Source organism: Methylomonas methanica, from assembly GCF_001644035.1.
Lineage (GTDB): Bacteria > Pseudomonadota > Gammaproteobacteria > Methylococcales > Methylomonadaceae > Methylomonas > Methylomonas methanica_A.
On record NZ_LUUG01000114.1, the window covers coordinates 1 to 12,883 of the forward strand.

The following is a 12,883-nucleotide window of genomic DNA, read 5'->3' on the forward strand; positions in this document are numbered from 1 at the left end:
AAGGTCAAGCCTTAAGGGTGGGGGCAAGCTGCTCCTGTCTCAGCGCCACAGTAGCTAACCATGGCGGGAGTTAAGATACAAGGTTGGGGTGGGGCACGAACCCCAACATTTTGACCAGTTTGAACTTTACAAATCATTCGCTGTTTTGTTGGCTGCAATATCTCGTCTTTACGTTTGGCTGGCGGCCCAACGGTTGTCGTGTTGGGGTTCGTGCCTCCCCCCAACCTACGCCCGTCAAAAAGGGATTTTTTTAAACGATTGTTACGTTGCCGATGGCTTGCGCACTAGCCAAATGGCGTTGTTCGGCGCGCACGAGCGCCAAGGCATCGCTTTAAAAGCAGTAAATTTTTTGATACTAGTTGATGAACAGCCATTACCCACCCTTAACTACCGCGTATTTACGTCATCAAAGCGAGCTTCAGCAATTTTTGCTTCGCCAGGTCAATTGCCGGGAAACGGCAGCTGACTTGTTGCAAGATACCTTTTTGCATATTGCCGACTATCCGGGGCAGGATGCCATCATCAATTGCCGAGCATTTCTGTACCGGGTGGCCGGTAATCTGGCTTTGGATTATTTGCGCAGCCAAGCCCGGCAACACGCGCGGGACGGCGGCACTTTGGATGAGGACTGGCTCTGCCCTTCTCCCCAACCCGAGCGGTTTGTGCAAAGCGAGCAACAATGGTCGGCAATAGAAAGTTGGCTCCACAGCATACCGTTACTCAACCGACAGATTTTGTGGGCGCGTCGCTTGGACGGCAAACGCCAACGGCAAATTGCGGCGGAACTTTGCGTGCCGGAACGTCGGGTCGAACACATCTTGTACCGAACCGGGCAAATGCTGGCTGCGACTAGTCTGCACGATGGTTGACGTCACAGCACGAGGCTTTGGCTTAGATAAAGGCGTTAATCGCGACTAACCCTAAAAAGAGCAGTTTGGCCATGAGAAATCCCGTTCGTCCTGAACGTGGTCGAAGGGTGAGCGGGATTTCTCATTCACCCAGCCGGTGATTGTATTGTGTGCAGTCCGCGCTTCGACGTTGCTCAGCACGAACGGCCCACAATACAGGCCAACTGCTCATTTTAGGCTATAGCCTCTCCTAGAACCGCAAATCAAATCAGCAGCCAGGATGGACAATCATCACGGTATTTTTTTGATACCCACAAACTTATTCCCTGCACCCAATTCCATTTCAAAATAGCCCTGAATCCCGGTCTTAGTAAGATACCGCTGAATATTGCCGGCAGGAAATACGATACGCCGACCGTCATCGGCAATGGTAACCACGGTTTTGGCGACGCCTTGATAGACGGCCAGATACTGGTCGTAACTTAAATCAAGTTTGAAGCGGATGAATTGACTGGTCATAAAAAAGCCGCGCCGGTTGATGCGGCGCGGCAAGGGAGCATTTTAACGAGCGTTTTGCAAGGCAGCGATGCGTTCTTCTAACGGTGGGTGGCTCATAAACAAGCGTTGCACGCCGCCGCCATTAATCCCAAACGCCGCCAATTCGCCGGGCAATTCAGCCGGTTCATGCGAACGTTGTAAGGCCTGCAAGGCACCTATCATTTTTTGCCGACCGGCCAGATTGGCACCACCGGCGTCAGCCCGAAATTCGCGGTAGCGGGAGAACCACATCACCAGCATGGACGCCAAAATCGACAAGGCAATTTGCGCCACCATCTGCGTCACATAATACGCCGGGCCGTAGCCGCGTTCGGTTTTGAATACCAACCGGTCCACCAGATGACCAATGACAGTGGCGAAAAAGTAGACAAAGGTATTCACTACGCCTTGCATCAAGGCCATGGTAATCATGTCGCCGTTGGCGACGTGGCTAATCTCGTGGCCGACGACCGCTTCCACTTCATCCGCGCTCATACTGCGCAGCAGCCCGGTACTAACCGCTACCAAGGCATTGTTGCGGCTGGCGCCGGTAGCGAAGGCGTTGGCTTCAGGGGTGTCGAAAATCCCGACTTCCGGCATGCCGATCCCGGCTTGACGGGCTTGGCGCTCCACAATGCCGATCAACCATTGTTCGGTTTGATTTTGCGGCTGCTCGATGACGTGGACGCCCATCGCGCTTTTAGCCGACCATTTCGACAAAAACAACGAAATGACGGAACCGGTCATACCGATGACCGCCGACATAGCCAGCAGGCCCTCAATGTTCAAGTTGACGCCCTGAGCGTCGAGGGCTCCTTGCAAACCGAATACACTAAATATGATGCTGATCGCGATCATAATGGCCACGTTGGTGGCCAGAAACAGCAATATTCTCATCATGGCGTAACTTTCCTGTGTTGTTATAAAGTGGGTTTAATCTGGGGAGTCGAAAGATTAAATTCAAGACTATAGAGTGTTAACATCTGCCAAAGTTTACTTGAGGGACATAAAAATGAGAATTATAAAGTCGCTGTTGATGCTGTTTGCCGTTGCACCGCTGTGCTTGGCGGCCACTCCGGAACAAGAAGCCGTGTTAAAACAACTGCGCTTGCCGCCGGGTTTTAACATCAGAATTTTCGCCGACGACATTCCCAACGCCCGGCAAATGGCACTGGGCGACAATGGCGTGGTTTATGTCGGCTCGCGGCAAAGCGCAGTCTATGCGGTGCAGGACAAGGATGGCGACGGCGTTGCTGAACAGAAGTATCTGATCGCTCAACAACTCAATCTACCCAATGGCGTGGCCTACAAAGACGGCACGCTGTACGTCGCTGAAATTCATCGCATCATCCGTTTCGACGAGGTGGGCCAACGCTTGGCCAGCCCGCCAAAAGCGGTTACGGTATTCGACCAATTTCCTTCCGACCGGCACCACGGCTGGAAATATCTGCGCTTTGGCCCTGACGGCAAGTTATACACCGCCATCGGCGCGCCTTGTAACGTCTGCGACTCGGACAAACCCATTTACGGCTCGCTGATTCGCTTGGACCCGGACGGTAGCGATATGGAAATCCTGGCGCGCGGCATCCGTAACACTGTCGGTTTCGATTGGGAGACCCGCAGCGGCCATTTGTTTTTCAACGACAACGGCCGCGATTATCTGGGCGATGATATACCGCCAGACGAATTGAACGAATGGAATCAAAAAGGCGAACATTTCGGCTTCCCTTACTGCCACGCCGGCACCATCCCCGACCCGGAATATATCGGCGACAAGCAATGCTACAAATTCAAGGCCCCCGCCTGGAAGTATAAAGCCCACATCGCCCCGCTGGGCATGCGTTTCTATACCGGTAAGCAATTTCCGGACACCTATTTCCGGCAATTATTCGTCGCCCAACATGGCTCCTGGAATCGCACCGTGCCGCAAGGTTATCAGGTGAATGTGGTCAAATTCCGCGAAGGTCAAGCCTATAACGAACTACCCTTCATCAGCGGCTGGCTGACGCCGCAAGGACAGGTACTGGGACGCCCGAACGACATCATTCAAATGCAGGACGGCAGCTTGTTGATCAGCGACGACAGCTTGGGCGTTATCTACCGGGTGAGCTACGGCCGATGAGCGACAAGCAATTTCAAATATTGGATACACAAGTTGTGTATGAAGGCTTTTTCCGGCTGGAGCAATACACTCTAAAACACACGCTATTCAATGGCGGCTGGAGCCAGCCCTTAAAGCGGGAGTTGTTCCGCCGTGGCAATTGCGTGGCTGTATTACTCTATGATCCGGACCGCGACGAAGTGGTGTTGATAGAGCAATTCCGAGTGGGTGCGGTCTTGCAACCCGAGCGCGCCTGGCTGCTTGAAATTGTGGCCGGCGCCATCGAAGAAGGCGAAACCGCTGAAGAAGTCGCCTATCGTGAAGCCCGCGAGGAGGCCGGCTGCGAGATTCAAGAACTCATCGAAATAAAACAATTCTTCACCACGCCCGGCGGCTCGTCGGAGTGGATTACCCTGTTCTGCGGCCGGGTTGACAGCAGCCAGGTCGGCGGCATACATGGCCTGGACGAGGAAGATGAAGACATCCGCGTCACGGCCGTGAAATTCGACGAGGTATTTCAAATGCTGGAAGACGACAAAATCGAATCCGGCATTCCCATCATCGCCATTCAATGGCTGTATATTCATCGCCAAAAGTTACGCAGCCAATGGTCGGCAGGGACGTAACGTAATCACTCTCACGCAGGCGCAGGCAATAAACCAGGCTCTCGACAAGAGATTGTTCCCGCGCAGCGAATCGCTCGAAGTAATCTGGCGCTAATCGATTAAACTCAGCCGTGTCGGTAAGTTTCAAACAGTTTTTCCTGGTTATAATGATTCTTGGGCTCAGTTAAAAGCGCGTCTTCTCGGCAAAGATTGCCGAGATCAGTAAGCCATGGCCGGCGGCAGTTGGCTGTTCAAATTTTCTCCACACAAATTTGTCGCTTTCGCCTGGAGAAACGCAGTCCCAACCGGTGTGCGTCATCCAAGCGTAAATCCTGTCTCATCGACATTCCTGCTAGAATCGCCGCATCACCCCAATCAGGAGCATAGCCCATGAGCGACTTTTACGGCCCGCAGCATCGCCAATTACAAGAGCAACACGACACCGTGAATCTGGCGGATCGCTTGGAACAAATCATTGTTGAACAGCAGGTCAACGAGCAGCATCAGCCGTTTATCGAGAGCCGGGATTTTTTCTTTCTGACCACCATCGACCAACGCGGTTATCCAACCTGCTCTTACAAAGGCGGCAATCCCGGCTTGGTTAAGGTGGTTAATCCGCAAGAGCTGGCGTTCCCCAGTTACGACGGCAACGGCATGTTTTTGTCGATGGGCAATATCAACGGCAACCCGAAAATCGGCATGCTGTTCATTGATTTCGAAACGCCGCATCGGATTCGGGTGCACGGCGACGCCCGGATTGAAGCCAACGATCCGCTGCTGGCAGAATACCCCGGCGCAGAGCTGATCGTGCGGGTGGCGATTAGCGAGATTTTCATCAACTGTCCGCGTTATATTCACCGGATGAGCCGCATCGCCAGTTCAAAATATGTACCTCAAGCCAATCAAGACACACCTTTACCGCAATGGAAGCGGATCGATGCGGTGCAGGACGTCTTGCCAGCTGGCGATAGTCACGTTGCGGAAAGTTTGGGCGGAATAATCACTCCGGAAGAATACGGAGCGATGGTGTTGAGCGGTGATGCTTAGCTTCTAACCCCCCAAGAAAATTATCAACATCAACATTCATTTGGAGACCAATATGAGCGAAAGAATCATTATGCGCACTGGCGAAGCCCTGGTGGCGGGTGGGCCGGCGGGTACAGCGGCAGAACCGGAGATCATCATCGGCGAACTGGACGGTCCGGTGGGCACGGCAATTGCCACGCTGACCGGCGATCAGGTTCAGGGCCATACTCGCGTATTTGCCATTTTAAACACCGATATTCAGGTGCGACCGGTGACTTTGATGGTCAGCAAAGTCACCGTCAAAAACAGCCGTTACACCAATATTCTAATGGGTACGGTGCAGGCGGCGATCGCCAATGGCGTGCTGGATGCGGTGCGGGCCGGCGACATACCTAAAGAAAAAGCCAACGATCTGGGGATTATTTGCTCGGTGTGGTTGAACCCCAGCGTCATCAAAGACGACAATCTGGATCATCAAATTCTGTTCGACATCCACCGGCAAGCCATGGCCAAAGCCATTCATAAAGCCATGACCAATACCCCGGACATCGACTGGTTGCTGGAAAACCAGGACAAAATCACTCACAAGTATTTTCAGATGGGTTTGGACGGCAAGATTTAATTGTCTGGTAGCTTGGGTTACAAGACTTTTGCAGCCCAACACCAAGCTGTCTTTCTCGTCCCTTTTTTTGTCCTGACTTCAATTGCCGCTTAACACCAGACCTACCGACAAGCCGCCCTCGCCAAGCAAACTAATAGCGTATCACTATTTGTTTGACAAAATCCGCAAATCCGCTTAAAAAGGCCGCATAGTTTCGATTCGAAATTATCAATGCATTTTATTTTTAAGGGGGATACGATCATGAAAACCTGTATTTCGATACTGATGGCCGGCTTGCTAAGCACAATTGCCGTTACCGCGTTCGCCGCCGATCAGGCCGTGCCGTTTCCGGAAGGCTATCGCAACTGGCTGCATGCGAAAAGTATGTTGATCCAGCCTGGCCATGCGCTGGAAAATCCGTTTCAAGGCCTGCATCATGTTTACGCTAATAAACAAGCGGAAGGAGGTTTGAAGAGCGGTAAGTATGCGGATGGCTCGGTGCTGGTATTCGATTTATTGCAGTACCAGGAAAAGGATAAAACGATCCAGGAAGGCGAACGCAAACTGGTCGGCGTGATGCAGAAAGACTCGAAAAAATTTGCCGCGACCGGCGGCTGGGGCTTTGAAGGCTTTGCCGGCAACAGTAAAACCGAAAGGCTAGTGAAAGACGGCGGCACCTCCTGTTTTGCCTGCCACGCGTCCGAGCAAAAAACCGATTATGTGTTCTCGCAATATCGGCCTTAGACGTTACAGCTGACACGGTAGAGACGCGCCACATTGCGTCTCTACACTCCCCTTGCGACCTTTAAGCCTGATCGACCAAACGGATGCCCGCTTCTTCGATCACTATCCGCCGTTGTTTATACAAACCACCGATCGCTTGCTTGAAGACTTTTTTGCTAACACCAAAGGTATCGTAAATAATCTCCGGCGCACTTTTGTCGGTTAGCGCCACATAGCCGCCGCGCTTTGCCAGTATCGCCAGAATTTTTTCCGACGTAGCATCGACTTTCTGGCCGTATTTTTCCTGGCTTAGAACTAAATCCAGCTTGTTGTCGGGGCGGACTTTTTTAATATAACCGGTCAAGGTTTGGCCTTTTTGCAGCGCTTGAAAAGTCTCGCTTTTATACAGCACACCCCAGTATTGATTATCCACTACTGCCTTGAAACCCAGATCGGTTTCGTCGGCGATAATCAGTTGCACGGCTTGCCCGTCTTTGTAATAAAACGCTTGGTCCAGAATAAAATCATCCAGCATCATCGTGGCGGCAATACGATTGTTCTCGTCTAAAAACAAGCGCACCAGATAGGAACGACCTTCGACGACCTTACCCTTTTGTTCGCTGAACGGCAGCAGCAAATCCTTGGGCAATCCCCATCCCAAAAACGCGCCGGCATGGCTGAGCGATATACATTTTAACCAAGCTACCTCATCGACTTGCGCTAGCGGCGTTTGCAAGGTGGCGATGGTTTGATTCTTACCGTCGATGTAGACAAAGACCTTTACCGTATCGCCGACCTTTAGAGTATCCGGGGCATCTTGGTCCGCCAGCGCAATCTCGCCAAGCTCCCCACCATCGAAACCATACTGATTATCGCGCCGGCTAACGACGGTTAAAGTGTTAAATTTACCTAGTTCGATCATGAAGCTTCCGGAGTTAATTGGACATGGGCGGCCGGCTCGCTGAGGGGCCATACGCAAAGAATGGATGACGTATTATACAAACGAATCGACTAGACAGCTGGCCGCTTCTCCTCAGACGGTCGCGCCTTGTACTCCTCGCCAAAGAGACGATATTCACGCAAATAGCAAGTCAAAACCCCGTTATTCTAAGGCCCGTCTATAATGGACGGTTTTTTCGATTCGATAAAAACCTACTTTTATCGAATATAAGCGCCGATTATGAATCTATTCCTGAAATACCTGTCCTCTTGCTGGTTTCTGAACAATCCCTCGGACTTAGTCCCACCCACTTCGTTTATGTGGAAAAACGTGGCGTTCTATCTAATCTCCGGCATGATCGTTGAGGGCTTGATCTCCGATCCAGCGGACGGCTCGCTGGAGGTGCTGGGCCGCATTACCATGGCCTTCGGCTCGGTGGCGATTTTATTGCTGATGGAGAAAAAATGGGGCTGCTTTAACCAGTTGTACACCTCAATTTTCGTCTGCGAGAATTTCATCATGACCTTGGCGGTCAGCGGCGAAGCACTGGACTATTGGTTGGTGCTGAATCATCATCCCTACCGCGAAGAAATCGGCATCGGCATCGCGCTATTTTTGGTGATTTGGTATATCTCCATCGTCAGCTATATCTTTCGCGCCTTCTTCAGCTACCCAACCAGCGTCAGCGTTATTTATGCATTTAGCTATTTCGTATTGACTTACGGCATACCGATGCTGTTGATGGACATCTAACACACAAAAGTGCCAGCCGGAGTGTTCTGACCCCGACCAGCGTTTTGCTTATATTTGTGCTAAGTTGCCGCGATCTTCCAACCAACTTTTGCGGTCGCCGGCGCGCTTCTTCGCCAGCAATAAGTCCATCTGTTCGCGGGTGTCGTCGTTTTCTTCGATAGTCAACTGCACCAAGCGGCGGGTATCGGGGTTCATGGTGGTTTCCCGCAATTGCGAGGGATTCATCTCACCCAAACCTTTGAAGCGCTGGATGTTAATCTTGCCGGTGAGTTTTTCGGCTTCAATGCGCGCCAACACGCCCAAGCGCTCCGATTCATCCAGCGCATAAAATACTTTCTTGCCCACGTCGATCCGATATAGCGGCGGCATCGCCACGAACACATGCCCTGCTCTGACCAGCGCATTGAAATGCTGGTAAAACAGCGCGCAAATCAGGGTGGCGATGTGGTTGCCGTCGGAATCGGCATCGGCCAGGATGCAGATCTTGCCGTAGCGTAGATTTTGCAGATCGTTGCTGTCCGGCTCTATGCCCAGAGCGACTGCGATGTCGTGCACCTCTTGCGACGCCATCACCTCACCGGAATCGACTTCCCAGGTGTTCAAAATCTTCCCTCTCAAGGGCATGATAGCTTGGAACTCGCGGTCGCGGGCCTGCTTAGCCGACCCACCAGCGGAGTCGCCCTCGACCAAAAACAACTCGGTACGGCTGAGATCCTGTCCGGAACAATCGGCCAATTTGCCGGGTAAAGCCGGGCCGCTGGTGATTTTCTTGCGGACGATTTTCTTGCCGGCTTTCAAGCGCTTTTGCGCACTAGCCAGGATGATTTCGGCGATTTTCTCGCCTTCCTGCGGATGCTGATTCAACCACAAGCTGAAAGTATCCTTGGCAACCCCGGAGACAAAGGTCACGCATTCGCGCGAGCTGAGTCTTTCTTTGGTCTGTCCTGAAAATTGCGGATCCTCCAATTTTACCGACAACACAAAATGGCAACTTTCCCAAACGTCCTCCGGCGCAATCTTTACGCCGCGCGGCAACAAGTTGCGAAAGTCTAAAAACTCGCGCATCGCCTCGGTCAGGCCGGCCCGCAAGCCATTGACATGAGTACCGCCTTGGGCAGTAGGCACCAGGTTCACGTAACTCTCGGCGATAGTCTCCGGCAGGCTGTCCGGGGTCCAAACTATGCCCCACTCCACCGCTTCGTTGCTGGCGGCCATATTGGCCATGAATGGCGGTTGCGGAAAGATCTCGGCATCGCCGACTCTATCCAGCAAATATTCCTGCAAACCGTTTTGGTAACACCATTCGAATTGTTCGTCGCTAAGCTCGGAATTTAAGGTGATTTTCAAACCCGGACACAATACGGCTTTGGCACGCAATACATGTTTGAGTTTGCTGACCGAGACACGGTTGGAATCGAAATATTTACCGTCCGGCCAAAAATGCACGCTGGTACCGGTGTTGTTCTTGCCGACCGTAGCGCTTTGCTGTAGTTCGCTGACCTTGTCGCCGCCGGCAAATTCCATTTGATACACGCCGCCGCCGCGCTTGATTTCTACCAGCAATTTTTCCGACAAGGCATTCACTACGGACACGCCGACGCCGTGCAAACCGCCGGAGAATTGATAGTTTTTGTTGGAGAATTTGCCGCCTGCGTGTAGCTGGGTAAGGATCACTTCCACGCCCGGAATGCCCTGCTCTGGATGAATATCCACCGGCATCCCACGGCCGTTATCGTCCACCCGTACCGATCCGTCCTTATACAGCACGACATTGATGGCGTTGGCATGGCCGGCCAGAGCCTCGTCCACGCTGTTGTCCACCACTTCCTGCACCAGGTGATTGGGCCGTGTGGTGTCGGTGTACATACCGGGGCGTTTGCGCACCGGGTCCAGGCCGCTCAGTACTTCAATCGCCGCGGCGTTATATTCGTTACTCATTGTTAGTCATCGTTTGCTGTTAATTCATACTATAATGCTCGGTCATTTTTGAGCACCGCAAGCCACATTATATGTCGAGACGTAAAAGCGCATCCCAATTTGAGGAGGCGATGGAAGAACTGGAGAAATTGGTCGAGCAAATGGAACGCGGCGATATTTCCCTGGAAGAATCCCTAAAATCCTTCGAACGCGGTATCAGACTAACCCGCACCTGCCAGCAAGCGCTACAAGACGCCGAGCAGAAAGTCCAAATTTTATTAGAAAAAAACGGCCAGCAAACTTTGGAGCCATTCACCGATGAGTAACTTAAAAGCCTATCTTACCGCCTGCCAAAACCGCGTCGAACGGGCGTTGGACGCCAGGTTGCCCGGCGAGAACATCCTGCCGCAATCCCTGCATCAAGCCATGCGCTACAGCGTACTGGACGGCGGCAAACGCACCCGCCCGTTGCTGACTTATGCAACCGGCCAAGCACTAGGCTTGAGTGAAGACCTTTTGGATGCCCAAGCGTGCGCGGTGGAATTTATTCATGTTTATTCTTTGATTCACGACGATTTGCCGGCGATGGACAATGACGATTTGCGCCGCGGCAAACCGACTTGCCACAAAGCATACGACGAAGCCACCGCCATTTTAGCCGGCGATGCGTTGCAGGCACTGGCTTTTGACGTATTAGCCAACGACTCAGCCATTTTGGCCGGCGCGGAAGCGCGAGTAAAAATGATCGCAGCCTTGACCAGAGCCAGCGGCTCGCAAGGCATGGTTGGTGGGCAAGCAATCGATCTGGGTTCGGTTGGTCGCAAGCTGACTTTGCCGGAGTTGGAAAACATGCATATTCATAAGACCGGTGCGCTGATTCGCGCCAGCGTCAATCTGGCAGCGCTGTCCAAACCGAACCTGGACGCGGATGCCGCTAAAAAGCTGGACCATTACGCTAAATGCATAGGTCTGTCATTCCAAGTCAAAGATGACATTCTGGATGTAGAAAGCGATACCGCTACCTTGGGCAAAACCCAGGGCAAGGACGTCGATAACGACAAACCGACTTACCCGGCGCTGTTGGGCATGGCCGGCGCCAAGGAAAAAGCGCAGGAGCTGCATGAACTAGCCGTGGCCAGCTTAGCCGGGTTTGGTAGCGAAGCGGATTTATTGCGCGATTTGTCTCTGTATATCATCGAACGCACGCACTAAGCGCAGCGAACTGCACGATTTATACTTCTTGCGCCACAATCTTTCCGGCTTTGGCCTTGCGCCTGTGTAGCAGGCGCGGAATATTGTGACGCAAACATATAAAGGAATTTATTAACCCATGACAGTCTCTGACTTTCCGCTTCTCAACACCATCCAGACCCCCGCCGACATACGCGCGCTGAAACCGGAACAACTGAAGCCTCTGGCTGATGAGTTGCGTAGCTTTTTGACCCATACGGTCAGCATTTCCGGCGGCCACTTTTCGGCCGGTCTGGGCACGGTGGAGCTGACGGTGGCCTTGCATTATGTGTTCGATACGCCGTCAGATCAGTTGGTCTGGGATGTGGGGCATCAGGCTTATCCGCATAAGATTCTGACGGGGCGGAAAGACCGGATGCCGACGATTCGCACCTTCGGCGGCGTGTCGGCGTTTCCCTGCCGTTCGGAGAGTGAGTACGATGCCTTTGGGGTCGGGCATTCATCAACGTCGATCAGTGCCGCCCTGGGCATGGCGATTGCCTCGCAATTGCGCGGCGAAGACAAGAAGATGGTAGCGATCATCGGCGACGGTTCGATTACCGGCGGCATGGCTTATGAGGCGATGAATCATGCCGGCGATGTCAATGCCAATCTGTTGGTGATTTTGAACGATAACGATATGTCGATTTCACCGCCGGTCGGGGCGATGAATAATTATCTGACCAAGGTGTTGTCCAGTAAGTTTTATTCCTCAGTGCGGGAAGAAAGTAAGAAGGCCTTGGCCAGTATGCCCTCGGTGTGGGAATTGGCGCGGAAGACCGAAGAGCATGTGAAGGGCATGATTGTGCCGGGTACCTTGTTCGAGGAACTGGGCTTTAATTATTTCGGCCCGATTGACGGCCACGATGTGGAGATGTTGGTGTCCACGCTGGAGAAATTGAAGGATTTAACCGGTCCGGTGTTTTTGCATGTGGTCACCAAGAAAGGCAAAGGCTATGCGCCGGCCGAGAAAGACCCCTTGGCCTATCACGGCGTACCCGCCTTCGATCCAACCAAAGATTATTTGCCTAAAGCCGCGCCTTCGCCGCATCCGACTTATACGGAAGTGTTCGGCACCTGGTTGTGCGATATGGCCAAGCAGGATGAGCGGCTGTTGGGGATTACCCCGGCGATGCGCGAAGGCTCAGGTCTGGTGGCGTTTTCCCAGCAGTTTCCCAAGCGTTATTTCGATGTGGCGATTGCCGAGCAGCATGCGGTGACCTTGGCGGCCGGTCAAGCCTGTCAGGGCGCGAAGCCGGTGGTGGCGATTTATTCGACGTTTTTACAACGGGCTTACGATCAATTAATCCACGACGTGGCTTTGCAGAATCTGGATGTGCTGTTTGCCCTGGATAGAGCAGGTCTAGTGGGGCCGGACGGTCCGACTCATGCCGGCTCTTTTGATTACAGCTATATGCGCTGTATCCCGAACATGTTGGTGATGGCCCCCGCCGATGAGAACGAGTGCCGGCAGATGCTGACCACCGGTTTCAAACACAACGGTCCGGCCTCAGTGCGGTATCCGCGTGGCAAGGGTCCGGGGGCTACGATCGACAAAGCCTTGACCGAGTTGGCCATCGGTAAGGGCGAAGTCCGCCATCA

At 52.9% G+C, this 12,883-nt stretch carries 14 protein-coding genes; 10 read left to right on the forward strand and 4 right to left on the reverse strand.

Annotated features, from left to right (window positions below; genetic code table 11):
- Positions 1–362: 362 nt before the first annotated feature.
- Positions 363–869, forward strand: coding sequence for an RNA polymerase sigma factor (locus A1332_RS20775; protein WP_064010335.1), 507 nt, complete (start codon positions 363–365; stop codon positions 867–869).
- A 270-nt stretch (positions 870–1,139) separates the two neighbouring features.
- Here A1332_RS20775 and A1332_RS20780 read toward each other — a convergent pair whose 3' ends face one another.
- A complete protein-coding gene (locus A1332_RS20780) occupies positions 1,140–1,367 on the reverse strand; it encodes a DUF2835 domain-containing protein (protein WP_064010346.1) in 228 nt (75 codons plus the stop codon).
- Positions 1,368–1,409: 42 nt separating this feature from the next.
- Complete coding sequence (htpX, locus tag A1332_RS20785) at positions 1,410–2,285, reverse strand: protease HtpX (RefSeq protein WP_064010336.1); 876 nt, start codon at positions 2,283–2,285, stop codon at positions 1,410–1,412.
- Between the two features lie 112 nt (positions 2,286–2,397).
- On the opposite strand from htpX, the gene A1332_RS20790 reads away from it, so the two are divergent.
- The 5 genes from A1332_RS20790 (at position 2,398) to A1332_RS20810 (ending at position 6,462) form a co-directional block, all read left to right on the forward strand.
- Positions 2,398–3,507, forward strand: coding sequence for a PQQ-dependent sugar dehydrogenase (locus A1332_RS20790; RefSeq protein WP_064010337.1), 1,110 nt, complete (start codon positions 2,398–2,400; stop codon positions 3,505–3,507).
- The gene (locus A1332_RS20795) at positions 3,504–4,112 is read left to right on the forward strand and encodes an NUDIX domain-containing protein (protein WP_064010338.1); all 609 of its coding nucleotides are present in this window, start codon (positions 3,504–3,506) and stop codon (positions 4,110–4,112) included. Before A1332_RS20790 ends, A1332_RS20795 begins: the two co-directional genes overlap by 4 nt.
- A gap of 369 nt (positions 4,113–4,481) precedes the next feature.
- Positions 4,482–5,138 carry a pyridoxamine 5'-phosphate oxidase family protein gene (locus tag A1332_RS20800; protein ID WP_064010339.1) on the forward strand — a complete coding sequence of 219 codons (657 nt, stop codon included), beginning with the start codon at positions 4,482–4,484 and terminating at the stop codon, positions 5,136–5,138.
- A 52-nt stretch (positions 5,139–5,190) separates the two neighbouring features.
- The gene (gene fae, locus A1332_RS20805) at positions 5,191–5,739 is read left to right on the forward strand and encodes a formaldehyde-activating enzyme (protein WP_064010340.1); all 549 of its coding nucleotides are present in this window, start codon (positions 5,191–5,193) and stop codon (positions 5,737–5,739) included.
- 240 nt (positions 5,740–5,979) lie between these two features.
- Positions 5,980–6,462 (forward strand): cytochrome P460 family protein, encoded by a 483-nt coding sequence (locus A1332_RS20810; RefSeq protein WP_064010347.1) that lies wholly within the window; start codon positions 5,980–5,982, stop codon positions 6,460–6,462.
- A gap of 61 nt (positions 6,463–6,523) precedes the next feature.
- Here the strand turns inward: A1332_RS20810 and A1332_RS20815 are convergent, their stop codons facing one another.
- Entirely contained in the window at positions 6,524–7,363 is an 840-nt protein-coding gene (locus tag A1332_RS20815; protein WP_064010341.1) for a S1 RNA-binding domain-containing protein, read from the reverse strand.
- Positions 7,364–7,621: 258 nt separating this feature from the next.
- Between A1332_RS20815 and A1332_RS20820 the strand changes: the two genes are divergently transcribed.
- On the forward strand, positions 7,622–8,134 hold the full coding sequence (locus A1332_RS20820; RefSeq protein WP_064010342.1) for a hypothetical protein: 513 nt from the start codon (positions 7,622–7,624) through the stop codon (positions 8,132–8,134).
- Between the two features lie 48 nt (positions 8,135–8,182).
- Here A1332_RS20820 and parE read toward each other — a convergent pair whose 3' ends face one another.
- Positions 8,183–10,072: a DNA topoisomerase IV subunit B gene (gene parE / locus A1332_RS20825; RefSeq protein ID WP_064010343.1), complete on the reverse strand. Its 1,890-nt coding sequence runs from the start codon at positions 10,070–10,072 to the stop codon at positions 8,183–8,185.
- Positions 10,073–10,143: 71 nt separating this feature from the next.
- Here parE and A1332_RS20830 point away from each other — a divergent pair, with 71 nt between their 5' ends.
- The 3 genes from A1332_RS20830 to dxs form a co-directional block, all read left to right on the forward strand.
- Positions 10,144–10,377 carry an exodeoxyribonuclease VII small subunit gene (locus tag A1332_RS20830; RefSeq protein WP_020484945.1) on the forward strand — a complete coding sequence of 78 codons (234 nt, stop codon included), beginning with the start codon at positions 10,144–10,146 and terminating at the stop codon, positions 10,375–10,377.
- The gene (gene ispA, locus A1332_RS20835) at positions 10,370–11,263 is read left to right on the forward strand and encodes a (2E,6E)-farnesyl diphosphate synthase (RefSeq protein ID WP_064010344.1); all 894 of its coding nucleotides are present in this window, start codon (positions 10,370–10,372) and stop codon (positions 11,261–11,263) included. Before A1332_RS20830 ends, ispA begins: the two co-directional genes overlap by 8 nt.
- Positions 11,264–11,381: 118 nt before the next feature.
- Positions 11,382–12,883: 1-deoxy-D-xylulose-5-phosphate synthase (gene dxs / locus A1332_RS20840; RefSeq protein ID WP_064010345.1), on the forward strand; the 1,502-nt coding region annotated here is incomplete at its 3' end.